We start from the raw sequence: 22841 nt of genomic DNA on the forward strand, positions 1-22841 counted from the left end.
TATTCCGCACTTAACGGAAGCCTGAGTCCTCAATCGGAAGCACCATGGAAAGCCTCAACCGCCTCGCCCTCTTCGTCCAGGTCACCGAAAGCCAGAGCTTCGTCGCCGCCGGCCGCGTCCTGGGCATCTCCGCCTCGGCGGTGGGCAAGGGCATCGCCCGCCTGGAGCAGCACCTCGGCGTGCGCCTGTTCCACCGCAACACCCGCAGCATCAACCTCACGGTGGAAGGCACGCTGTTCCTCGAACGCTGCCGGCGCATCCTCGGCGAGCTGGAGGCGGCCGAGCACGAGCTGTCGCAGAACACCCAGGAGCCCAGCGGCCGCCTGCGGGTCAGCCTGCCCCTGGTGCTCGGCCTGTTCCCCGTGGTGCTGCCGGCCTTCATGCGCAGCTACCCTGGCATCGAGCTGGACCTGGACTTCAGCGACCGCCTGGTGGACGTGATCGAGGAGGGCTTCGACGTGGTGGTGCGCAGCGGTATCCCCGAGGACTCGCGCCTGCGCGCCCGCCAGCTCGGCGCCTTCCACCTGCAGCTGGTGGGCTCGCCCGACTACCTGGCCGCCCGGGGCATGCCACGGGTGCCGGCCGACCTGGAGCAGCACGCCTGCCTGCACTACAAGTTCCCCAGCACCGGCAAGCTGCAGAAATGGCCCCTGCGCCTGGACGCGGGGGAAAGCGAACCGCAGTTGCCCACCACCCTGGTGTGCAACCACGCCGATACCCTGATCCGCGTCGCCAGCGAAGGCATGGGCATCACCTGCCTGCCCGACTTCGCCGTGCGCGACGCCCTCGCCAGCGGCCAGTTGCAGGCCGTGCTCGAAGACCGCAACCAGCATTCCGCCCACTTCCGCGCCCTCTGGCCCTGCTACAAGCAGATGCCCGCCAAGCTGCGGGTGTTCGTCGACTTCCTCGCCGAGCACCTGTTCCTCGACCAGAGCCAGGTGTGAACGCAGGCCTCTGCTACCTGTAGGGGCGACTTCAGTCGCCAAGGAGCGCGCAGCGGTCCCATCACAGCATGGGTTTCGCTGCGCTCTACCCATCCTACGAACTACAAACACCTCAGCGCCGAAGTCCGAGTTATGGGACGGCGAAGCGCGCCTCCAGGCGGCTGTAGCCCATGCCCACGCCCTTGTGCACCTTGAGCTGCACCGGGATGCGCTCCTTGAGCGCTTCGACGTGGCTGATCACGCCGATCATCTTGCCGCTGGCATTGAGCGCATCCAGGGCGTCGAGGGCCACTTCCAGGGTTTCGCCGTCGAGGGTGCCGAAGCCCTCGTCGAGGAACAGCGAGTCGATGCTGGTCTTGTGGCTGACCAGGTCGGAAAGCGCCAGGGCCAGCGCCAGGCTGACCAGGAAGCTCTCGCCGCCGGACAGGGTGCGACAGTCCCGGGCGACATCGGCCTGCCAGGTGTCCACCACTTCCAGCTCCAGCTCGCCCAGGGCACGACGGCGCAGCTGGTAGCGGCCGTGCAGCCGCTCCAGCTGCTGGTTGGCCAGGTGGATCAGGTGATCCAGGGTCAGCCCCTGGGCGAAGCGGCGGTACTTGGCGCCGTCGGCCGAGCCGATCAGGCCGTTGAGGCGCTGCCAGAGATCACAGGCGCCTTCCTGGGCGGCGATTTCGGCGAACAGCGCCTGCTGGTTCTGCCGGCGCTGCTCGTCGCCGCTCAGTTGCCCGCGCAGCTCGCCCTGGCGCTGGGCCAGTTCGCGTCGTTGCAGTTGCAGCGCCTGCAGCTGCTCGTCCAGCTCTACCAGGGCCAGCTCGGTCTGTGGCGTCGCCTGCAATTCCGCCAGGCTCTGCCGGGCCGAGGCTTCCAGGGCCTGGGCTTCGGTCCAGGCCTTCTCCAGGTGGGCCTTGAGGGCCAGCAACTGGTTGCGCGCGTCCTCGTCCAGCAGCGCGGCGAGGTACTGCGCCTCGTCGGCGAAGGGGCTCTGCGCCAGCGCCTGTTCCCAGGCGGCCCGTTGCCCGTCGAGCGTGGCGCGGGCGGTGTCCAGCCGTTCGGCCAGGGTCTGCTCGCGCCCGATCAGCGCCTGGCTGCGTTCCTGGGCCAGCGCCAGGCACTGCTCGGCCTGCTCCAGGGCGGCGGTGGGGTTATCCACAGGGGCCAGGGCTTCAACATCGGGCTGCGCCAGCTCGCCCCAACGCTGCTGCCAGCGCGTGGCGGCACCTTCGGCGGTTTGCAGCTCGGCCAGCAGCAGCTGCTCGTCACGCTCCAGGCGCTGCTGCAGGGCCTGGGCATCACGCCAGGTGCGCCACTCGGCGTCGCGCGCGTCCAGCCAACGCTCGTTGTCTTCCGGCAGGGCGTAACCGAGCTCGCCCAAGGCCGCGCCCAGCTCCGACTCCTGGCGAACCTGCTGCGCCTGGAGCTGGCCCAATTGCTCGGTGTTCTCCGCTTCGCGGCGGCGCAAGGCGCCTTGTTCCTGCACCGCCAGCGCATGCTGCTGCATGGCGTCCTGCTGGTGCTTCTGGGCTTGCTCGCGCTGCCCACGGGCGGCGTCCACGGCCTGCTTGAGGCCGTCCAGCTCACCCAGGCTGCGTTGCAGGGCGGCGAGGTCCGTCTGCTGCTGCGCCTGGGCCGCCGCCACCGCCGGGCCATCGACCAGTGGCTGGCCCAGGGCGGTGCAGTGCTGCTGCCACTGCGCCTGCAGCTGTTGCAATTCATCCTGCAGGCGCTGCTCGTCCTGCTGGCGCTGGCGCAGGTGCGCGTCCAGCGCGGCCAGCTCGGTGTTCAGGGCCGCCCCCCGTTCGCGCACCTGGTCCTGCTCGGCGCGCTTGGCCTGCAACGCGGCCTGGGTCTCCGAGACATCCAGCGCGCCATAGGCCGCGATGGCCGGGTGTTCGTGGGAACCGCACAGCGGGCAGGCCTCGCCGGGCTGCAAGGCGGCGCGATGGGCCTCCAGCTTGAGGATGCGCTGCTCCTGCTCCAGCAGCTTTTCCTTGTCCTGGATCTGTTGCTTGAGGTCGGTGAACTGCAGGCGCAGGGCGTCTCGCGTCGCGATCTTCTGCGCCTGTGCCTGGCTGTCGGCCTCGATTCCGCCCTGCGCAGCGGCCAGCTGCCGCTCCAGGCGCGTGCGGTTTTCCGCCAGCTGCTGCAGGCGGGCGAGTTGGTGGCCCTGGTCGCTGAGGCGCTGCCAGCGCTCGCGCAGGGCGGTTTCGGAATCACCGGCCAGCAGTGTGGCCAAGGCAGCCTGGCGCAGGGCTTCGGCGGCACGGGCCTGCTCCAGGTGCTGATCGCTTTCCACCAATGCCGCCTGGAAGCCGGCGATGCGCTGCGCCAGCTGCTCGGCGTCCTGCCGTTCCTGCTGCTGGCGGGCCAGAGACTGGGCGATGGCCTGCGCCAGGTGTCGGCGCGCACCGAGCTGTTCCCGCCAGGCGCCCAGGCGCTCGCCCAGCAGGCCGTGTTGCGGGTTGGCCGCCAGCAGCGCCTCAATCTGGCCCCGTTGCTCGGCCAGCCCATCGCGGCGGGCGGCGAGTGCCGCCAGCCGCTGCTGGCTGTAGCCCCGCGCCTGCCACAGGCCATCGGCCACCTCGCGGGCGGCCTGGGCCTTCTGTTCACGCACCTGGGCCAGGGCCTCGGCCGCTTCGGTAGCGGCCTGCCCGGCGCGCTGCCAGTCACGGTGCGGCGGGCGCAGGCGCTCGGCCGGCTCACTCTCGGCCAGGCGCTGCAGCTGCGGCCCGGCCTGCTCCAGCGCCTGCCGGGCGTCCTGCCCCTGCAGCACGGCAGCGAGCTGGCGCGCCTCAGCGCCGGCCAGGGCCTCACGCCATTGGCGCTGGCGCTGCAGGCTCTCCTGCTGGCCGTGCAGGCTGCCTTCACGGCCATTGAGTTCGGCGAGTTCGTTTTGCAGTTGCTGGCGCTGCTCCGCGTTGAGCAGCTCCACGCCCTCGGCCCGTGCACGCAGTTGGCCCAGGCTGGCCTCGGCCTCCTTGGTGCGCTGGTAGACGCGCTCGGAAATCAGCCCGTACACCTCGGTGCCGGTCAGCTCCTCCAGCAGCTCAGCACGCTGGTTGGCGCTGGCTTCGAGGAAGGCGGCGAACCCGCCCTGGGCCAGCAGCATGGATTTGGTGAAGCGCTCGAAATCCAGCCCGGTGAGGCTTTCGGTCTGCTTGAGCTTGTCGTTGATCTTGTCGGTGAGAATCTCGCCGTCGGCGATGCGCGCCAGCTCCACCTTGGGCGCCTGCAGAACGCCATCGACCTTGTCGCGGGCGCGGCGCTGGCTCCAGAAGGCACGGTAGCCCACGCCCTTCACCTCGAATTCCACCTCGGCCAGGCAGTCGGCGGTGTGGCGGGTCATCAGCTCGTTGACCGTGGCCGAGACGCTGCTCATGCGCGGGGTGCGGTGGTAGAGGGCCAGGCAGATGGCGTCCAGCAGCGTGGTCTTGCCGGCACCGGTTGGGCCGGTGATGGCGAACAGGCCGTTGCCGGCGAAGGGCTCGCCGGTGAAGTCGATCTTCCACTCGCCCTTGAGGGAGTTGAGGTTCTTCAGGCGCAGGCTGAGGATTTTCATGCAGAAGCCGTCGGGGGATGGGAGCGGCATTCTGGCATTCTCCGCCCGCCCGTGCAGGTCCGGCGGCGATAGCGGCGATCTGCCCCGGCCTCAGCTGCGCTCGCTGCGGACCTCTTCCAGCACGCCACGGTGCAGGTCCCGCAGGCGTCGGGCCTGGTCCTCGTCCAGTTGCTCCAGCTCCAGGCGGCGCGCGAACACGTCCTCGGCACTCAGTTCATCCAGGGTCTCCCGGGCCTCCCCCACCAGGCCGGGCGCGAGGCCGGCGCGTTCGCGGCGCAGGCGCAGCACCTCCACGGGCAAGCCTTCGCACAGGGCGGCGACGCGGCCCTGCAGATCGCTCAGGTAGTCGTCGGTGCCTACCTGCACTTCCAGCCATACGGGGCGCTCGGGCGTGCCTCGGCGGGCCTGCTCGGCAATGGCGCCGCCCAGTTCGCCCAGGGAGCCACGCACGCTGGCCAGGGGCTGGAAACAGGGCACAGGCAAGGGCGTGACGCTGCGCAGGCCCTCCCCGTCCAGCTCCACCAGCAGCACTTCCTTGGCCTGGCCGGCTTCGTCGAAGGACAGCGGGATGGGCGAGCCGCTGTAGCGGATGTGCTCCAGGCCACCGACCTTCTGCGGCCTGTGGATATGCCCCAGGGCGATGTAGGCGGCAGGCGGGAAGGCGCTGGTGGGGAAGGCCTCCAGCGCGCCGACGTAGATTTCCCGCACCGACTCGCTGGCACTGGCACCGACCGTGGTCAGGTGACCGGTGGCGATTATCGGCAGCCCGCCGCCCAGTTCGTCCCGGCGCCGCTCGGCCAGTTCGAACAACTGCGCGTAATGGGCCTGGATGGCCTGCTGCAGGGACAGCTGCTTGTCCGCCGCGCTTTGCCCGGCCTGGCTCTGCAGCACGTCGCGGGCCCGCACGAAGGGGATGGCGCAAAGCACCGCGCCCGGCTCGCCATCAGGGCCGCGCAGCACCAGCACCTGGTCCTGCGGCTCGGCGGCGACGCCCGGCACCACACGGGTGCCCAGGGCCGCCAGCAGGCCCTGGCTCTCGCCGAGCATGGCGGGCGAATCATGGTTGCCGCCCAGCACCACCAGTTGCGCACCGGCGTCGCGCAGCTCGATGACGAAGCGGTTGTACTGCTCGCGGGCGTAGCTCGGCGGCGCGCCGGTGTCGAACACATCGCCCGCCACCAGCACCGCGTCCACCCGGTGTTCCTGCACCCGTTCCAGCAGCCAGGCGCAGAAGGCCTGGTGTTCGGCCTGGCGGGTCTTGCCCATGAAGTGCTGGCCGAGATGCCAGTCGGAGCTGTGCAGGATGCGCATGGGGGTCTGTCACTTGTCGCGGGGAACGGGAAGGCGGCCACCTTGTCATTTACCGGCACCGGGAGGCAACCGCCGCTGCGTCAGTGGCTATCCTTCCCCTCAACTCCAAGCCCCAAGGACTCCCATGCCAAGGTTCCTGAAAGACCTGAAGATCATGCTGCTGGCCAACCTCTGGACCGTGCCCGTGGTCGCCGCGCTGGTGGGCGCGGTGTTCTATTTCGTCGCCCCGCCGCCGCCCATGCACGCCACCCTGGCCACCGGCGGTGCCAATGGCGGTTATGCCCTGTTCGGCGAAAAGCTCAAGGAGGAACTGGCGCGCCAGGGCTTCACCCTGGAGCTGGTGCCCAGCGCCGGCTCCCTGGACAACCTCGGCAAACTGCAACGCGGCGAGGTGCAGATGGCCCTGGTGCAGAGCGGCCAGGAGCTGACCCTGGAGCCGCGCGAACGCAAGCGCCTGCATGGGCTCGGGGTGATGTACCAGGAGCCGCTGTGGCTGTTCAAACGCAAGGACGTGGACATCGACAGCATGGGCGACCTGCTGCAGCTGCGGGTGGCCATCGGCACGCCCAACAGCGGCACCCGTGCCATCGCCTCGGCGCTGCTGCAGGCCAACCAGATCGGCCCGGAGCAGTACCCGCAGAACTGGCAGGAGTTCAGCGGCACCCGGGGGGCCGATGCGCTGATCGCCGGCGAGCTAGATGCCGCCTTCTTCGTCGGCCCGGCGGAGAACGCCGTGGTGCAGCGCCTGGCCACGCGCAGCGAGCTGGACCTGGTCAGCCTGCGCCGCAGCGCCGCCTACCGCGCGCGCCTGCCCTACCTGACAAAACTTGAAGTGGGCGAAGGCCTGCTCAACCTCGCCAGCAACAGCCCCTCGCGGGACATCCTCACCCTGGGCCCGGTGGCGACCCTGGTGGCCAACGACGAATTCCACCCCTCGCTGACCCCGCTGATCCTCGAAGCCGCCCGCGAGGTGATGAAGAACGGCAGCCTGCTCGACCCCGCCGGGCGTTACCCCGCCGCCCAGCCGATGACCCTGTCGACGCTGGACGAGGCCGCCTACTACTACAAGAACGGCCTGCCGATCCTGCAGCGCTACCTGCCCTTCCGCATCGCCTCCCTGGCCGACCGCTACATCATCCTGCTGATCCCGCTGCTGGTGGTGATGTTCCCGCTGTTCAAGGCGGTGGGCCCGGTGTACCGCTGGCGCATCCGTGCGCGCATCTACCGCTGGTACAAGTACCTGCGCGAGATCGACCGCAAGCTGGACGCCGGCACCCTGCGCGCGGAGCTGGACAGCGAGATCGGCAAGCTGGAGCAACTGGAGGACCAGCTGGCCAAGGTGGACGTGCCGCTCTCCTACTCCAACGAGCTGTATGAGCTGCACGTGCACCTGCGCTACGTGATCGAGCGGCTCCAGGCGCTGAAGGCCAGGAGCCGCGAAAGCGAGGCCTGAACGGGCCTCAGAAGCGCAGTTGCAGGTAGCGCAGCGGCGCCAGCCAGCGCGGCGTCGTCGGGCCGAAGGCCAGGGCCTTGGCCAGGTGCCGGCGCAGGCGCCAATAGGAGCCGTGCTCGCTGCCCTTGGCCACGGCGCGGGCGGTGCGGAAGTGCGCCACCGCGACCTGGCTGTCGCCGGCGTGAGCCGCGGCGGCGACGCCTTCCAGCAGGTGCTGCATGCAACGGAAGAAGGGCCGCGGCTCCGCCCCCTGCAAGCGCTCCAGCCAGGCATCCAGGGCATCCATGTCGCCGGCCATGGCGGCATCGAAGCCCAGCCAGACCATCGCATCGTGGTTCTGCGGGTCGCGCTCCAGGGACAGCCGCGACACTGCCGCCGCACGCGCGTCCAGCTTGCGTGCACGCATGCCCAGCGCCAGGTTGTCCAGGCCCCAGGCCGGCGCCTCCGGGTGCTGCTCCCAGTCGGCGAGCCAGTCGAACATCATTTCGTAGCGATCCTGGTTGACCATCGCGTAGCTGGCCATGCCCCAGATCACGCCATCGCTGCGGATCGTCTCGCGACAGGCTTCGAGGGCATCCACCAGCAGCCGGTTGGCGTTCTTGCGGTTGGCCAGCAGTTCCAGCATGGCGTGCTTGCCGGCGTGCTGCGGGTCGTTTTCCAGCAGGCGCAGGAAGCCCTTCCACAGCGAGCCGGGCATCCAGCGGGCATCCTCGCGGCGCAGCCATTGCAGCGCGGCGCCATGGTGCAGGGAGCCATCGGCGACACCGGCGTCGAGGGTTTCCTGCAGGTCCTTGTCCTGCTCGGGCCGCTCGAGGATCTTCAGCACCTCGCCCCAGGCGTCGATGCAACCATGGTCGCGGCACAGGGGTTCCAGCACCCGGCGCTTGAGCGCCTGATCGCCGCGGGGCACGGCGAAACGCAGGGCGCGGATCAGCACCGCGGGCTGGCTCGATGCCTCCAGCAACCGCTCCAGCACCGCGCGCGTGGCCTCCCCCGTACCGTGCTTGAGCAGCAGGTCGAACTCGTGGAGGCCGGCAAAGGTGTAGCAGGCGTCCAGCTGGTAGGCGCGGCTGAAGGACGGCAGCGCCTCTTCGCCCTTGCCGTCGAGCCACAGCGCGTGGCCGAGGAAACCGTGGGCGATGGCCTGGCGGGGTTCCAGGCGCACCATCTCCCGGGCCGACTCCACGTAGGCGGCGTATTCGCCGGCGTCGTCCTGCCAATCGGCCAGGGTGCGCCACCCTTCGAAGAAAGCCGGTTGGCGCTCCAGCAGCTGGCGCATCTCGGCCATGGCGCTGGGCAGGTCCTGCTCCTGGCGGGTGGCGCGGGGCCCGAACAGCGCCAGTTCGGGGGGCGTTCCGCCACCCCAGCAGGGGGCCGCCAGCAGCTGGCGCAATTCGTCGTAGCGCTGGGCTTCCAGCAGCCCCTCGGCCAGCTGGGTGTTGGCGCTGCGGTGGCGCGGGTTCAGCTCCAGGGCACGGCGCAGGGCCGGCTCCTTCGCCTCGAAGCCTTCCTCCTGTTCGGCCAGGGCCAGCCAGGCATCCGGGTCGCCGGCGCGCAGGCGCGTCAGCTCGCGGGCCAGTTCCAGGGGGCGCCCGGGCGTTTCCAGGGCAGCGCTGTAGCGGCGTAGCTGATTCCAGACCCAGCCGTTGCCGGGCTCCTCGCGCAGCACCTTCTCCGCCTCGAGGGCGCCTTCGGCGGGGTTGTCGCGCTCGCCCAGCACATAGCCCAGGTAGGCACGCAGTTCGGTGTTGTCGGGGGTGCGGGCGAGCACGCTGCGCAGCAGGCTTTCGGCCTCCTCCAGGTCTGTGCCCTCGTCCAGCAGGCTTTCGACGTAGAGGCGCACGCTGCGCGTCCACAGCGGGTTGATGCGGAAGCTCCCGCGCAGGGTCTCGCGGCACTCGGCGTACTGCTTCTGGCTGCTCTGCAGCTGGGCCCGCTCCAGGGCCAGGCGCGGCATCAGCGGGAAGCGTTCGATGGCCGACTGCAGCAGGGTCTCGGCCTGCTCCACCTGCCCCATCTCGGCCTGCTGGGCGGCGACCACCACCCACAGCTGCCAGAGGTCGGGGCGCTGTTGCAGGGCTTCGCTCAACTGCTCCAGCAACACCTGCTGTTCCAGCAGCCTGCGCGCTTGGTCCGGGTAGGCGAGCCAGCCGTCGCCAAAGGTCACCTGGGCCACCAGTTGGCGATGGATGAAGTCGAGGCTGTCCAGGGCTTCGGCCTGGTCGGTGCAGGTTTCCAGCAGCATGTTGCCGGCGTAATCGTTATCGGCGGACCGCTCCAGCGCCTCGCGGAAGGCCTCACGGGCGGCCTCGCGCTGGCCAGCCTGGAGCTGCACGAAGCCCCGGGTGGAATAGCTGCTGGAGCTGCGCGGGTCGGTGCGCCGGGCCAGCTCGCAGAATTCCAGGGCCTCGTCATGGCGGCCCAGGCGCGCCAGGGTCACCGCCAGTTCGCGGATCGCCCAGGCGTATTCCGGGTGGCTAGCCAGCAAGCGCCGCAGGGCCGCTTCGGCATCCTCCAGGGAGTGACGCTGGGCGCGCTCCACCGCCAACTCGGCGATGCCGCAGTGATGGGGGAAGCGCTCGGCCAGTGCGGTGACGTACGCGTCCACCGCCTCTTCGCCGGCGCTCTGGCGCAGCAGTTGCACCTGCATGCGGTGCAGGCTCATGTTCAGCGGGTCCAGCTCCACCGCTTCGCGGCACCAGGCCAGGGCGCGCTGCGGGTCGCCATCGCTGCGCTGGCTGTGCAGCACGGCGGCCCGCAGCCAGGTGCCGCGACGGCTCACCGGTTCGGCGCGGCGCAGCATCGCCTCGTTCAGTTCCAGCTCGCCATGGCGGCCGTAGAAGTCGGCAAGGTTGAGCAGCAGGGCCGGGTCCTGGGGGCGGCGTTCCACGGCCTGCTCGAGAATCTGCCGGCATTGCAGCGGGTCGGAGAGTTCCTCGATGAACTCGCAGAGGGTCAGGGTCGGGCCGGCGGCCAGGGCGCCGAGACGCACCTGGCGCTGGCGCAGGAACTCCAGGCCCGCCTCGGTGCGGCCCAGGCAGCGCAGGGCGCGGAAGTACTGGCTGCTGTAGCCCTCGTTGGTGTCGTGCAGGCAGGCGGCGATGCGGTACAGCTCGCAGGCCTGCTCGCGGCTGCCTTCGTTCCAGCGCAGGCTGGCCAGCTCGTTCCAGGCCTGGGCATGCCCCGGGGCCTGGCGCAGGGCACGGCCCAGCAGCTGCCGCGCGGTTTCCAGCTGGCTGCCGTCCTCCACCAGCAGGCCGGTGTAGCGCACCAGGATGCCGGCATCGCTCCAGCGCCCCTGGCAATGGCCGGCGAGCCAGTCCAATTGCTGCTCGCGGGCATGCAACTGGGCCAGGGAGGTGGACTTGGAGAGGATCAGGTTGGCGTCATCGGGGAAGCGTTCGAGCAGCGCTTCGGTGGCCTCCAGCACCTGGGCCTCGCGGCCGTCGTACCAGCCCAGGGCGCGCTGGCCCTGGAGGGTCAGGCGGTGTTCGGGCGCGTGCTCGCGCAGGGCCTCGAAGGCGGCCAGGGCGGCTTCGCGGTCGTGCACTTCCAGGGCGCTGACCAGGCGGTAGTAGAGGTCCCAGGTCGCATGCTCCGGCAGCTCCAGGCCGTCCAGGCGATGGGCTTCCTCGGGCGGCAGCAGGAGCAGGCCACGGGGCCCGGACGCGCGCTGGGTCTCGTACAGGCCCTCGGCGATGCTCTCGCCGAACTGCGCCTGGCCGGGGTCGCGGATGAGCACGGTGCCACGGGGCTCGTCATAGCCCACCACCGCCTGCAGGTGGCCGCTGCCGGTGTACTGCAGCGACAGGGTGAAGGGCAGGCCACGGTCGATCAGCGCGCGGCTGGTGGCCCAGTCCACGGTGAACTCGCGCACCAGCCAGCCATTGCGCTCGGCCCAGGCACGCTCGGCCTGGTAGGAGGTGCCGTCGTAGCAGATCTCCTCGGCCACCTCCAGGTGCGCCACCGGGCGACCCCAGTAGGTGGACAGCGCGGTCAGGGTGGCGGGGACGCAGGTCATGTGGTGCTGGCGGATGAAGGTCACCGGCAGCAGGACGCGTCCGCCCTTCGGTTCCGCCAGGCGCTCGGCGACCATCGTGTAGAAGGGGCTCTGCGCCTCCAGGGCGAGAGCCCGGCCCCTCTCGTGGTCACCGCGCAGGCAGGCGATGTCGCAGCGACGGCCGGCGTACCAGCCGCGCATGCCTTTCTCAAGCAGCAGCGCCAGCGCCAGGGAGCGCTCGATCAGGCGCTCGGCCTCATCCAGTTCGCCCCGTTCGATCAGCAGGTCGATCAATTGCGCGCAGAGCCCGGCGCTCTCCATCCGCTGGGTACCGTCCAGCAGGCGCGCACGGGCGGCGTCTTCGCGCCCCAGCTGCAGTTCGAGCTGGGCGGCCTGCAGGGTCGCGGAGCGGAAGCCGGGCAGCATCGCCAGCGCGCGCTCGCAGAGGTCCAGCGCTTCGGCGTAGCGGTCTTCCTGCTCCAGGCTGTAGGAGCGTTCCACCAGCAACCAGGGGTCGGTGGTGCCCAGTTGCATGGCCGCATCGTGCAGTTCGGCGCTGCGGCCGAAGTCCCGCAGCAACGCCCGCTGGTACCCCTGGAACGACAGCCACTCGGCGCGCAGCCCGGGCTCTTCGGGCAGCCAGTCGGCGAAGCGCTGGAGGAATTCCCAGGCACGGTACTGGCCACGGCGGGCGAGCAGGAAGCGCGCATAGCGCAGGCGCGACTCGGCGGCCTCCGGGTAGCGGCGGTAGCCGAGCCAGGCCAGGGCATCCCCCAGGCGCGGGGCCCCCAGTTGCCCGGCGAGGCGCGAGGCCAGCGCCATGGCGGCCGCTCCGCGCCAGTGGCGGTAGTCGCCGAACTCGGCGGCCCGGGCATGGGCCTGGAGGAACAGGCCGCGGTCGGCCAGGGCTTCGAGGGAAAGGATCAACTCGGCATCGAGCGCTTGGGAGGGCGTATCGAGGATCAGGCCGGACATCGGAACCATCCTTGGTCATTGCAGCGGAAATGGCGTCACTTTAGGGAGACACTGACTCGGCAACAAGCGATCGGGTCACAAGGCCCCTCATCCCGGCCGAGGCTGAGGTAAACTCTGCGGCCTATCGGGCGAGCCACCGGCGCGCCCTTATCCACAGCTTCACAGGTACGCCCATGCCGATCCGCCACTGCATCGTCCACCTCATCGACAAGAAGCCCGATGGCAGCGCCGCCGTGCTCCATGCACGCGACAGCGAGCTGGGCGAATCCAAGGCCATCGAAAACCTGCTGGCCGACCTCAACGAAAGCTACAACGCCAAGCAGGGCAAGGCCTGGGGCCTGTTCCACGAGGAATCCGGCGCCTACCCGTTCAGCGGCTGGCTGAAGGAATACATGGAAGGCGGCCGCGACTTCACTGCCTTCAGCCGCGAGGCCGTGGCGCACCTGCAGAAGCTGATGGAGGAGTCCAACCTCTCCACCGGCGGCCACGTGCTCTTCGCCCATTACCAGCAAGGCATGACCGACTACCTGGCCATCGCCCTGCTGCACCACAGCGAAGGCGTCACCGTCACCGACGCGCTGGACCTGGCGCCGGCCCGCCACCTGGACCTGGGCCAGCTGCACCTGGCGGCGCGCATCAACATCTCCGAGTGGCGCAACAACGCCCAATCGAAGCAGTACATCTCCTTCATCAAGGGCAAGAACGGCAAGAAGGTCTCGGATTACTTCCGTGACTTCATCGGCTGCCAGGAAGGCGTCGACGCGCCGAGCGAGACCCGCACCCTGCTCAAGGCCTTCAGCGACTTCGTCGAGCACGAGGACTTTGCTGAGGAACAGGCCCGCGAGAAGACCAAGACCCTGGTGGACTACGCCAGCACCCAGGCCAAGCTGGGCGAGCCGATCACCCTGCAGGAGCTGTCCGGGCTGATCGACGAAGACCGCCCCCGCGCCTTCTACGAACACATCCGCAACAAGGATTACGGCCTGTCGCCGGAAATCCCGCCGGACAAGCGCACCCTCAGCCAGTTCCAGCGCTTCACCGGCCGCGCCGAGGGCCTGTCCATCAGCTTCGAGGCCCACCTGCTGGGCTCGAAGATCGAATACGACGAAGGCCGCGACATGCTGATCATCCGCCAGGTCCCGACCCAGCTGAAGGACCAGCTCAAGCGCCGCAAGGACTGAGCGAAGGTGTAAACGAAAAAGCCCGGCATCGAGCCGGGCTTTTTTGTGCGCCTGCGGATCAGCGCGCTTCGATGCGGAAGCCCACACGGGGGAAGTGCACGTGCACCACGCCGGCGCGCTCGTCCTCGCGACGCAGGATCAGCTCCTCGCGGCCGGCGAACACCAGTTCGCCTTCCACCGGGTCGACGCCATAGTCGGTGGCGGCGATGGCCACCTTCTGCCCGGCGGTGAAGCCGTTGATGTCGAAGAAGGGCTCATCCGGCAGCGCTGCGGGCTCGGCGGCGCGGGCGATCTCGATGGCGTCGGCGGCGCTCAGCTCGCTGGAGGCACCATGGCCGAAACCGAGCACGCGGCCCAGCCAGGCGGCGACCGCCGGGTAATCGTCCACCAGCGGCGCGGTGATCGGAGTGGCCTTGAGGAACCACAGGCAATGGGCCAGGGAGAAGTCGGCCATGCTCGGCTCGCCGAAGAGGAAATCACCCTCCTCGCGGCCCAGCTGCTGCTCCAGGCGCGCCATGAAGGTCGGCCAGTTGTGTTTGGCCACCTCGGCCGGCAGGCGCGCGGCGGTGCCGCCGCTGAACAGCCCGGCGCGGTCGGCGATGAAGGCCTTGATCGCCTCCGGCGGCAGCTTGCCGAAGCGCACGGCGATGGATTCGGGCTGGAACACCAGGCTCACCGCGTGCTGGAAGATCACCGAATCCACCCAGTGGCAGAAGCTCGCCACGTTGAATTCCTGGCCCGCCGGGATCAGCGCCGGCACGGCCTTCTCCGCCTCCAGGCGGCGGGCGATCAGCGCGGTGTCGCAGTAGATGTCGGCGCCGATCTGCAGCACCGGGGTCTTGCGGTAGCCGCCGGTCAGGGGCATCAGGTCCGGCTTGGGCATCAGCGGCGGGATGTGCACCGAACGCCAGGACAGCTGCTTGAAGCCCAGCAGCAGGCGCGCCTTCTCGGCGAAGGGGGATGTGGGGTAGTGGTGCAGGATCAACTCGTGCATGGCGGGCTCCGTATCGTTCTTGTTCAGGCTGGGCAGCTTAGCCGCCCTGGGGTTCAGGGCCTATCCGCTGGCGCTGATGGCGTGCCATCAGCCGCAGCTATTTAGTAGCGCCGGGCCAGCGTCTGGGCCGGGCTGGAATGGAAGCAGCGCGCCCAGGCTCGGCCACCGTCAACCGGCATCCGAAAGCTCGCGCAACGCGGCAGTGGCGAGAAAGCCGGACCGTGAGGCGTAGCGGGCGTCCTTACTCACACGCTCATCGATCCGCTGCAGAAGATTCTCCGGCAGGGTGGCATTGAAGCGAACGGCCTTGCCTAGGTAGGGCGTCACGTCGAACTCGACCACCGCCCACACGCCTCCGGCAAAGTCGGGGTTACCAATGTGGACGTCAATCTGCTGCGCTTGAGGCAGTGCCTCGCCATCCGCCACCAGGCCTTCGAAGTGAAGGGCAAGCGCCTCCTTCACGTTCTCCAGGGCTTCCGCCACGGTAGCGCCCGCAGAGAAACAACCCGGCACGTCCGGCACGGTTACGCCGTAGTCAGAGTCAGGGTCCTTATGCAGAACGAGGGGGAATTTCATGGTGTTTACACTCCGTGTGTTGCGAAGCGATGGCCTCAGAGAAGGCCGGCTTGTTTCAGGATGCTGCGTACCGTCCCTATGGGTAGATCGCTCTTGGGGTGTGGGACCGTGACCCGTCCCGGCTTATTCGGGTGTTTGAACTGATGGTGACTGCCTTTCACCTCCACCTCGTACCACCCATCCTCCTTGATCTTCTCTATCACCTCACGACTGCGCATCGTGGCCTCCCTACGCGCATAGTGTGTACCGTACACACCAAATATAGGGCGCGCAATGAAAACACACAGGATACGCACGAATCCGTGGCTGTGATTTCGTCCCCCGTAGCCGAAACCGCCACGGGCCAGCGGCGGCGCTGGCCTGCCCCGGGCTCAGGGCCTATCCGCTGGCGCTGATGGTGCAGCGATGTACGCCTTGGCCAGCGCTTCCTTGGCGGCCTTGCGCAGGTTCTTGATGGCGCGCTCGCGGCGCAGGGCGTCGCCCTTGCCCGGGCATTCCTCGATATAGACCAGCGCCTGGGCCGGGCTGGAATGGAAGAAGCGCGCGCCCTTGCCGTTCTGGTGCTGGGCGAAGCGGCGTTGCGGGTCGTCGCTGATGCCGCAGTAGAGCGCGCCGTTGGCGGCCCGCACCAGGTAGACGAACCAGGGCCGTGGTGGCGGAACCTCGCTCATGCCCAGGCCACCTCGCGCATGCGCTGGCAATAATCCACCAGGTGCGGGTACTCGCGGGCGAGGCGGTTGAGCGGGGTTTCCAGGGTGCACTGCACCAGATTGGCCAGCAGCCCGTAGGCGGAGGCATCGGCGCTGCAGGGGCGCTCGCCGCCGAAAAAGGCATTCGTGCCGAGCAGGTCGGTGAGGCCTTGCAGATCCTCGCGGGCGAACACCAGCAGGTCTTCGCGATCGTGACGGCCAAGGCCCTGGGCCAGCAGGTCACGGCGGACCTTGCGTCGCACCAGCGCCGGGATCAGGCGCTGGGCCACGGGCCCGAGGTTGCCGAAGAAGGCCTGGCGGGTCTGCTGCCAGCCCTCCTCCTCCAGCCAGCGGAAGTACACCAGCAGCCAATAGAGGTGCTCGTCGCAAACGCGGGTGACGGCCAGGGCGCGTCCACGGCCGGCGTCGTCGAGGTGGTCGTCCAGGGAGAGTTGCAGGCGCTCGGTGAGCACCCGCTGGATGATCGCGGTATCGGCGATCAGCTCGCCGTCGAAGTCGATGTAGGGCAGCTTGCCCTTGGGGCCGCGCCGGGGGTCCATCAGGGTTTGCGCCTGGTACTGCACGCGCGCCAGGCGCAGGAAGGTCTCCAGCTTGAGGCAGAAGGGGCTGGCGTTGGGCACATCGAACCCGGCGGGAAACTGGAACAGCCTGATCATGATGGATACCGGCAAGAGAGTCGCCGGCGAGCTTAGGCAAAATTGCGCGGCGCAGCCACCCGCCGATGATCGGGCCGCGCCCCGTCCACTTCAGCGCTGGGCGCGGAACGCCGCCAGGCCCCGGGCCGCCTGCTGGCGGATGGCGTTCTGCACCGGCGGCAGCCAGCCCAACAGCAGGCCCTTGGCGCCCAGCGCCTGGCGGGCCCAGCGCCACAGGTCGAAGCTGTCGCGATGCTCGACGATCAGGCCGTTGTCGAAGCGGAAGCGCGCCTCGATGCGGTTGACCACGGTGCGCCCGGTCTGGCTGAACAGGTAGGTGGCGACCCAGCGCGCACGGCCTTCGTGCTCATCGGCCTCGACGCCGTCGAAGGTCAGGGAAAAGGCCTGGGCGCGGCTCGCCAGCATGCGCCACATGTCCGCCGCCTCGGTACCGCGCAGGTCGGTGAACACCGGGTCGGCGAAGCGCACGTCGGCGGCGTAGCAGCCGGCCATGGTCTCGGCGTCCAGGACCTGGAAGGCGCGATAGAAGCGTTCGATGAGGGCAGCGTTGGGATGGCTCATGGCGATGCTCGTGGCGATTGGGATGAGGAGAGTATCGACGGCTTTCCGCCCGGCGGCGATTGGCTGCATCGCCATCTTTGTGGCAATAATCGCCACCTTCCTGTTCGAGACACCGCCGATGATCCGTATCGCCCTGCTGGTCTGCCCGCAAACGGTCTGCTCCAGCCTGGCCATGGCCGACGACGCCTTCCGCCTGGCCAACACCCTGGCGGGCGAGGCGCTGTTCGAGGTGCTGCGGGTCAGCCGCGACGGCCAGCCAGTGGACCTGGGCATGGCCAGCATCCGCGTCGACGGCGACCTGGCCCTGGCCGCCGAGGCACAACTGGTGATGCTGCCGGCCACCGGCAGCGCGGTGGAGCGCAGCATCAAGGGAAATCCCGACCTCTTGCACTGGCTGGCACGGCGCCCGGCCACCCAGCAGGTGGCCAGCCTGTGCAGCAGTGCCTTCCTCCTCGGCGCCGCCGGCCTGCTCGACGGCCGCCGCGCCACCACCCACTGGGCGCTGGCCGGTGCCTTCCGCCAGCGCTTCCCCCAGGTGCGCCTGCAGCCCGATGAGCTGCTCACCGAGGACGGCAACCTGTTCTGCTCCGGTGGCGCCCAGGCCGGGCTCGACCTGTGCCTGCACCTGATCGCCTGGCACGGCGGCGACTGGCTGGCACAGCGGGTGGCCGGTGCCCTAGTGTTCGACCGCGAGCGCGGCCGCCAGTCACGCTTCACCCCGCTGCTGCCGGACGTGCCGGGAGACGCCCAGCTCGGCCCGCTGCTGGCCTGGATGCAGCGCCACCACGCCGAGCCCATCGACCTCAAAAGCCTGGCCGAACGCGCCCACTGTTCGACCCGCACCCTGCTGCGCCGCTTCCGCACCGCCACCGGCCTGACCCCGAACGACTACGTGCAACGCCTGCGCATCGCCGCCGCCCAATCCGCCCTGCGCAACCCCTCCCGCTCCCTGGAGCAAGTGGCGCAGCAGGTGGGCTACAGCGATCGTGCCACCTTCGCCAAGCTGTTCAAGCAGCTCTGCGGGGAAACACCAGGGGCCTTCCGCCGGCGCCTGCGGGAACAGGCGTGATCCGCGTTATGCCCCTGTAGCCCGTGCTTCAGCGCGGGAACGGAGTGGCCGGCATTCCCGGACTGAAGTCCGGGCTACGGGCTGCAGCCTCCATCACGTGGGTTTCGCCAAGCTCTACCCACCCTACGAAAGCCGCCACCACCTGCGTGCTGGGTTAGTGGTGCTACCGGAAATCCATCAATACCCAGGCCTGGGCTTTGCCCCAGAAATCCCCCCGTCAGAAATGAAAAGGGGCCCGAAGGCCCCTTTCCGTATCGCGCTGGCAATCAGTGCAGGATCTGCCCGAGGAACAGTTTGGTGCGCTCGTTCTGCGGGTTGTCGAAGAAGGCGTTGGGTTCGTTCTGTTCGACGATCTCGCCCTTGTCCATGAAGATCACCCGGTCCGCCACGGTGCGGGCGAAGCCCATCTCGTGGGTCACGCAGAGCATGGTCATGCCGTCCTGGGCCAGGCCGACCATGGTGTCGAGCACTTCCTTCACCATCTCGGGGTCGAGGGCGGAGGTGGGTTCGTCGAACAGCATGATCTTCGGCTTCATGCACAGGGCACGGGCGATGGCCACGCGCTGCTGCTGGCCACCGGAGAGCTGGCCGGGGAACTTGTTGGCCTGCTCGGGGATGCGCACGCGCTCCAGGTAGTGCATGGCGATTTCCTCGGCCTTGCGCTTGGGCAGCTTGCGCACCCACATGGGTGCCAGGGTGCAGTTCTGCAGCACGGTGAGGTGCGGGAACAGGTTGAAGTGCTGGAACACCATGCCCACCTCGCGGCGGATCGCCTCGATCTGCTTGAGGTCGTTGGTCAGCTCGGTGCCGTCGACGATGATCCGCCCCTGCTGGTGTTCTTCCAGGCGGTTGATGCAGCGGATGGTGGTCGACTTGCCGGAACCGGACGGGCCGCAAAGCACGATGCGCTCGCCCTGCCGAACGTTCAGGTTGATGTCCTTGAGCACGTGGAACTGCCCGTACCACTTGTTCACGCCCTGCAGCTGGATGATCGGCGCAGCGGCGTCTTTCTGGATGGCTTCACTCATTCGAATCTCTCTCCTAACGCTTGTGCCCGGTGTTCAGCTTCTGTTCGAGGCGCATGGAATAGCGCGACATGCTGAAGCAGAAGATCCAGTAGACCAGGGCGGCGAATACGTAGCCTTCGGTGGACATGCCCAGCCATTTCGGGTCGGTGGTCGCCTGCTTGATGCTGTTGAGCAGGTCGAACAGGCCGATGATGATCACCAGGCTGGTGTCCTTGAACAGGGCGATGAAGGTGTTGACGATGCCAGGGATGACCATCTTCAGGGCCTGGGGCAGGATCACCAGCGCGGTGCTGCGCCAGTAGCCCAGGCCGAGGCCGGCAGCGGCTTCGTACTGGCCCTTGGGGATGGCCTGCAGGCCGCCACGGACCACTTCGGCGATATAGGCCGCCTCGAAGAAGATCACCATCACCAGCGCCCGCAGCAGCTTGTCGAGGTTCATGCCTTCGGGCAGGAACAGCGGCAGCATCACCGAGGACATGAACAGCACGGTGATCAGCGGTACGCCACGCCAGAACTCGATGAAGGTCACGCAGATGACCTTGATCGCCGGCAGCTTCGAACGCCGTCCCAGCGCCAGCAGGATGCCCAGGGGCAGCGCGCCGACGATGCCGACATAGGCGATCACCAGGGTCAGCATCAGGCCGCCCCAGCGGCTGGTCGACACCTCCTGCAGACCCAGGCCGCCATGCAGCAGCCAGAAGGCCACCAGCGGGTAGATCACCAGGAAGCCGATGCCGTAGAAGGCCTTGTGCGGGGTGCGTTTGATGAACAGCGGCGCCACGCCGATGATCGCCAGCCACACGGTGACATCCACCCGCCAACGCAGCTCGCTGGGGTAGAAGCCATACATGAACTGACCGAAGCGTTGCTGGATGAACACCCAGCAGGCGCCTTCGCCGGTGCAGTCGGCGCGGGTGCTGCCGCTCCAGGTGGCGTGGATGAAGGCCCAGTTGAGGATGGGCGGGATGATCAGCCACAGCAGGTACAGCGACAGTGCGGTGAGCACCACGTGCAACGGGCTGGCGAACAGGTTGTGACGCAGCCAGGCGACCGGGCCCACCACTGTGCTGGGTGGCGGCTGGTCGGGCTTGAAGGTATGCGATGTCATGTCAGTGCCCTCACCGCTCGATCAGCGCGATGCGCTTGTTGTACCAGTTCATCAGCAGGGAAATGCTGATGCTGATGGCCAGGTAGACGCTCATGGTGATGGCCATGACCTCGATGGCCTGGCCGGTCTGGTTGAGCGTGGTACCGGCGAACAGCGAGACCATGTCCGGATAGCCGATGCCGGCCGCCAGGGACGAGTTCTTCGCCAGGTTCAGGTACTGGCTGGTGAGCGGCGGAATGATCACCCGCAGGGCCTGGGGCACGATGACCAGGCGCAGCGTCTGCCCGGGGCGGATGCCCAAGGAGTGCGCCGCTTCGGTCTGGCCGTGGCTGACCGACTGGATGCCGGCCCGCACCGTCTCGCCGATGAAGGCGGCGGTGTAGATCGACAGCGCCAGCATCAGCGCGATCAGTTCGGGGATCACCACCCAGCCACTGCGGAAGTTGAAGCCGGTCAGTTGCGGCACTTCCCAGTGGAAGGGGCTGCCCATCACCAGGGCGGCGAGGCTGGGCAGCACCACCAGCAGGGCGAGGGTGCTCAGCAGTACCGGGAAGCGCTGACCGGTGGCATGGCGCCGCGCCCGGGCCCAACGCCACACCAGCACACTGGCGACCAGCGCCACCACGACGGCGATCAGGAAGGGCCAGAAGCCGTCGGCCATGGTGGGCGACGGCATGTACAGGCCACGGTTGTTGATGAAGAAGGTGTCACCGAAGCTCATGCTCTGCCGCGGGCCCGGCATGGGCAGCATCACGGCGAAGTACCAGAAGAAGATCTGCAGCAGCGGCGGGATGTTGCGGAAGGTCTCGATGTAGACGGTCGCCAGCTTGCGAATCAGCCAGTTGGGCGAAAGCCGCGCGACACCGAGAATGAAGCCGAGAACGGTCGCCAGGATGATGCCGACCACGGTCACCAGCAGGGTGTTGAGCAGGCCGATGAAGAAGACGCGACCGTAGGTGTCGCTCTCCTTGTAGTCGATCAGGTGCTGGGAGATGCCGAAGCCGGCGCTCTGGTCGAGGAAGCCGAAGCCGGAGATGATCCCGCGCTTTTCCAGGTTGACCTGGGTGTTGTGGAAGAGGAACCAGCCGAACGCCACGACGGCGACTACGGCGATGATCTGGAATAGCCACGCGCGCGTCTGCGGGTCGGTCAGGACCGATCCACGGACACGCGGGGCTTGGGAAGTTTTCTGCATGACAGCCCTCGTCGGTTGGAACTGGACGCTACCGCCCGCATCCGCGGGCGGCAGCGTGGTGGGTCAGCGCACCGGCGGTGCGTACTGCAGACCACCCTTGTTCCACAGGGCGTTGAGACCGCGCTCGATCTTCAGCTCGCTGCCGGCACCGACGTTGCGATCGAAGATTTCGGCGTAGTTGCCGACTTGCTTGATGATCTGCACTGCCCAGTCTTTCGGCAGCTTCAGATCCTTGCCGAAGTCGCCTTCAGCGCCCAGCAGGCGGGCCACGTCCGGGTTCTTGGTGGACTTGGCGGTTTCCACGACATTCTTCGAGTCGATGCCGAGCTCTTCAGCGTTCAGCTGGGCGAACAGGCTCCAGCGCACGATGTCGAACCACTCCTCGTCACCCTGGCGAACGGCTGGGCCGAGGGGTTCCTTGGAGATGACTTCCGGCAGCACCACGTACTCGTCCGGCGCGGCCAGCTTGATGCGCTGGGCGTACAGCTGCGACTGGTCGGAGGTCAGCACGTCGCAACGGCCGGATTCCAGCGACTTGGCGCTCTCGTCGGAGGTGTCATAGGTGATGGGGGTGTACTTCAGGCCGTTGGCGCGGAAGTAGTCGGCCAGGTTCAGCTCGGTGGTGGTACCGGCCTGGATGCAGACGGTGGCGCCATCGAGTTCCTTGGCGCTGGAAACGCCGAGCTTCTTGTTCACCAGGAAGCCCTGGCCGTCGTAGTAGGTCACGCCGGTGAAGTTCAGGCCCATCGCCGCATCGCGGGAGCTGGTCCAAGTGGTGTTGCGGGAGAGGATGTCCACTTCGCCGGACTGCAGCGCGGTGAAGCGCTCCTTGGCGGTGAGCGGGCTGAACTTGACCTTGCTCGCATCACCGAACACAGCCGCTGCTACAGCGCGGCAGATGTCGACGTCGATACCTTTGTATTCGCCCTTGGAGTCGGCGTAGGAAAAGCCCGGGAGGCCGTCACTGATGCCGCACTGCACGTAGCCTTTCTTCTTGACCGCATCCAGGGTGGCGCCCGCCTGAGCGAAGCCGCTGACACCGAGAACAGCTGCCGCAGTCAGCACAGCCAGGGTGGATTTCACCATCTTCATCAAAACCTCCAGTTGCTTTTTTTTGTGTTGGAGTCTCGGTCCTACCGCCGTACCCTCGTGAGGCAGGTTCAACCGCGCGAGGCGTCGGTCAACCGGGGAATCGGACCTAAGGAAGAAGTCTAGTTGGCGCCGCTCCGCGCGCCAGCTGCCCTCTTCCTCGCCCATTGGTCGAATGGGCTGGAGACGGATTTTCGACCACCTTCACGAAGAAAACGTGCCAGCGATCGTTTGCAAGGTGTCGATCTGCATCGACGCCCAACCCGTTGAGCGACCTGCGAAGTGTTACCGCCGCGCAAGCCGTCTGTAAGTCTGCTGCTGGTTAGCAAAGGCCGTACCAGCACAGTGCCTGTACGCCGCTTCCGACAGGTCAATAGGGAAAGTTTTGTTGGTGCGACATATTTTTCACTGATAGACCACATCATCGCCTCGCGC

The 22841-nt window shown here is 68.0% G+C and carries 17 protein-coding genes; 4 read left to right on the forward strand and 13 right to left on the reverse strand.

Annotated elements, in window-relative coordinates; translation table 11 throughout:
* Positions 1–44 precede the first annotated feature (44 nt).
* Positions 45–944, forward strand: a complete 900-nt coding sequence (locus tag RTW82_RS09400; protein WP_316924908.1) for a LysR family transcriptional regulator — start codon at positions 45–47, stop codon at positions 942–944.
* 130 nt (positions 945–1074) lie between these two features.
* Here the strand turns inward: RTW82_RS09400 and RTW82_RS09405 are convergent, their stop codons facing one another.
* Positions 1075–4500 (reverse strand): AAA family ATPase, encoded by a 3426-nt coding sequence (locus tag RTW82_RS09405; protein ID WP_316924949.1) that lies wholly within the window; start codon positions 4498–4500, stop codon positions 1075–1077.
* Positions 4501–4590: 90 nt separating this feature from the next.
* A complete protein-coding gene (gene sbcD, locus RTW82_RS09410; RefSeq protein ID WP_316924909.1) occupies positions 4591–5811 on the reverse strand; it encodes an exonuclease subunit SbcD in 1221 nt (406 codons plus the stop codon).
* Between the two features lie 124 nt (positions 5812–5935).
* Here sbcD and RTW82_RS09415 point away from each other — a divergent pair, with 124 nt between their 5' ends.
* Positions 5936–7264, forward strand: a complete 1329-nt coding sequence (locus RTW82_RS09415; protein ID WP_316924910.1) for a TAXI family TRAP transporter solute-binding subunit — start codon at positions 5936–5938, stop codon at positions 7262–7264.
* Positions 7265–7271: 7 nt separating this feature from the next.
* Here RTW82_RS09415 and RTW82_RS09420 read toward each other — a convergent pair whose 3' ends face one another.
* On the reverse strand, positions 7272–12239 hold the full coding sequence (locus RTW82_RS09420) for a tetratricopeptide repeat protein (protein WP_316924911.1): 4968 nt from the start codon (positions 12237–12239) through the stop codon (positions 7272–7274).
* A gap of 173 nt (positions 12240–12412) precedes the next feature.
* Here RTW82_RS09420 and yejK point away from each other — a divergent pair, with 173 nt between their 5' ends.
* On the forward strand, positions 12413–13420 hold the full coding sequence (yejK, locus tag RTW82_RS09425) for a nucleoid-associated protein YejK (RefSeq protein WP_021220874.1): 1008 nt from the start codon (positions 12413–12415) through the stop codon (positions 13418–13420).
* Between the two features lie 58 nt (positions 13421–13478).
* Here yejK and RTW82_RS09430 read toward each other — a convergent pair whose 3' ends face one another.
* The 6 genes from RTW82_RS09430 to RTW82_RS09455 all read right to left on the reverse strand — a co-directional run bounded on the left by RTW82_RS09430 (position 13479) and on the right by RTW82_RS09455 (position 16917).
* A complete protein-coding gene (locus RTW82_RS09430; protein ID WP_316924912.1) occupies positions 13479–14414 on the reverse strand; it encodes a glutathione S-transferase family protein in 936 nt (311 codons plus the stop codon).
* Positions 14415–14582: 168 nt separating this feature from the next.
* Entirely contained in the window at positions 14583–14990 is a 408-nt protein-coding gene (locus tag RTW82_RS09435) for a type II toxin-antitoxin system HicB family antitoxin (protein WP_184487483.1), read from the reverse strand.
* Positions 14991–15025: 35 nt separating this feature from the next.
* Positions 15026–15208, reverse strand: coding sequence for a type II toxin-antitoxin system HicA family toxin (locus RTW82_RS09440; protein WP_184487482.1), 183 nt, complete (start codon positions 15206–15208; stop codon positions 15026–15028).
* 153 nt (positions 15209–15361) lie between these two features.
* A complete protein-coding gene (locus RTW82_RS09445; protein ID WP_316924913.1) occupies positions 15362–15661 on the reverse strand; it encodes a GIY-YIG nuclease family protein in 300 nt (99 codons plus the stop codon).
* The gene (locus RTW82_RS09450) at positions 15658–16356 is read right to left on the reverse strand and encodes a glutathione S-transferase family protein (RefSeq protein WP_316924914.1); all 699 of its coding nucleotides are present in this window, start codon (positions 16354–16356) and stop codon (positions 15658–15660) included. The genes RTW82_RS09445 and RTW82_RS09450 overlap by 4 nt, the downstream gene beginning before the upstream one ends.
* A gap of 90 nt (positions 16357–16446) precedes the next feature.
* On the reverse strand, positions 16447–16917 hold the full coding sequence (locus tag RTW82_RS09455; RefSeq protein ID WP_316924915.1) for a nuclear transport factor 2 family protein: 471 nt from the start codon (positions 16915–16917) through the stop codon (positions 16447–16449).
* A 118-nt stretch (positions 16918–17035) separates the two neighbouring features.
* Between RTW82_RS09455 and RTW82_RS09460 the strand changes: the two genes are divergently transcribed.
* On the forward strand, positions 17036–17986 hold the full coding sequence (locus RTW82_RS09460) for a GlxA family transcriptional regulator (protein ID WP_316924950.1): 951 nt from the start codon (positions 17036–17038) through the stop codon (positions 17984–17986).
* 266 nt (positions 17987–18252) lie between these two features.
* On the opposite strand, the gene RTW82_RS09465 is transcribed toward RTW82_RS09460, so the two are convergent.
* The 4 genes from RTW82_RS09465 to RTW82_RS09480 all read right to left on the reverse strand — a co-directional run bounded on the left by RTW82_RS09465 (position 18253) and on the right by RTW82_RS09480 (position 22409).
* On the reverse strand, positions 18253–19014 hold the full coding sequence (locus RTW82_RS09465; RefSeq protein ID WP_043240026.1) for an amino acid ABC transporter ATP-binding protein: 762 nt from the start codon (positions 19012–19014) through the stop codon (positions 18253–18255).
* Between the two features lie 13 nt (positions 19015–19027).
* The gene (locus RTW82_RS09470; RefSeq protein ID WP_021220882.1) at positions 19028–20122 is read right to left on the reverse strand and encodes an amino acid ABC transporter permease; all 1095 of its coding nucleotides are present in this window, start codon (positions 20120–20122) and stop codon (positions 19028–19030) included.
* A 10-nt stretch (positions 20123–20132) separates the two neighbouring features.
* Positions 20133–21317: an amino acid ABC transporter permease gene (locus RTW82_RS09475; RefSeq protein WP_316924916.1), complete on the reverse strand. Its 1185-nt coding sequence runs from the start codon at positions 21315–21317 to the stop codon at positions 20133–20135.
* Positions 21318–21380: 63 nt separating this feature from the next.
* Entirely contained in the window at positions 21381–22409 is a 1029-nt protein-coding gene (locus RTW82_RS09480; RefSeq protein ID WP_021220884.1) for an amino acid ABC transporter substrate-binding protein, read from the reverse strand.
* Positions 22410–22841 lie beyond the last annotated feature (432 nt).

The organism is Pseudomonas sp. zfem005, from assembly GCF_032621735.1.
GTDB lineage: Bacteria > Pseudomonadota > Gammaproteobacteria > Pseudomonadales > Pseudomonadaceae > Metapseudomonas > Metapseudomonas solani.

Coding starts and splice junctions, on each gene's coding strand:
- RTW82_RS09400 (WP_316924908.1), top strand. CDS start 45: ATGGAAAGCCTCAACCGCCTCGCCCTCTTCGTCCAGGTCACCGAAAGC.
- RTW82_RS09405 (WP_316924949.1), bottom strand. CDS start 4,500: ATGAAAATCCTCAGCCTGCGCCTGAAGAACCTCAACTCCCTCAAGGGC.
- sbcD (WP_316924909.1), bottom strand. CDS start 5,811: ATGCGCATCCTGCACAGCTCCGACTGGCATCTCGGCCAGCACTTCATG.
- RTW82_RS09415 (WP_316924910.1), top strand. CDS start 5,936: ATGCCAAGGTTCCTGAAAGACCTGAAGATCATGCTGCTGGCCAACCTC.
- RTW82_RS09420 (WP_316924911.1), bottom strand. CDS start 12,239: ATGTCCGGCCTGATCCTCGATACGCCCTCCCAAGCGCTCGATGCCGAG.
- yejK (WP_021220874.1), top strand. CDS start 12,413: ATGCCGATCCGCCACTGCATCGTCCACCTCATCGACAAGAAGCCCGAT.
- RTW82_RS09430 (WP_316924912.1), bottom strand. CDS start 14,414: ATGCACGAGTTGATCCTGCACCACTACCCCACATCCCCCTTCGCCGAG.
- RTW82_RS09435 (WP_184487483.1), bottom strand. CDS start 14,990: ATGAAATTCCCCCTCGTTCTGCATAAGGACCCTGACTCTGACTACGGC.
- RTW82_RS09440 (WP_184487482.1), bottom strand. CDS start 15,208: ATGCGCAGTCGTGAGGTGATAGAGAAGATCAAGGAGGATGGGTGGTAC.
- RTW82_RS09445 (WP_316924913.1), bottom strand. CDS start 15,661: ATGAGCGAGGTTCCGCCACCACGGCCCTGGTTCGTCTACCTGGTGCGG.
- RTW82_RS09450 (WP_316924914.1), bottom strand. CDS start 16,356: ATGATCAGGCTGTTCCAGTTTCCCGCCGGGTTCGATGTGCCCAACGCC.
- RTW82_RS09455 (WP_316924915.1), bottom strand. CDS start 16,917: ATGAGCCATCCCAACGCTGCCCTCATCGAACGCTTCTATCGCGCCTTC.
- RTW82_RS09460 (WP_316924950.1), top strand. CDS start 17,036: ATGATCCGTATCGCCCTGCTGGTCTGCCCGCAAACGGTCTGCTCCAGC.
- RTW82_RS09465 (WP_043240026.1), bottom strand. CDS start 19,014: ATGAGTGAAGCCATCCAGAAAGACGCCGCTGCGCCGATCATCCAGCTG.
- RTW82_RS09470 (WP_021220882.1), bottom strand. CDS start 20,122: ATGACATCGCATACCTTCAAGCCCGACCAGCCGCCACCCAGCACAGTG.
- RTW82_RS09475 (WP_316924916.1), bottom strand. CDS start 21,317: ATGCAGAAAACTTCCCAAGCCCCGCGTGTCCGTGGATCGGTCCTGACC.
- RTW82_RS09480 (WP_021220884.1), bottom strand. CDS start 22,409: ATGAAGATGGTGAAATCCACCCTGGCTGTGCTGACTGCGGCAGCTGTT.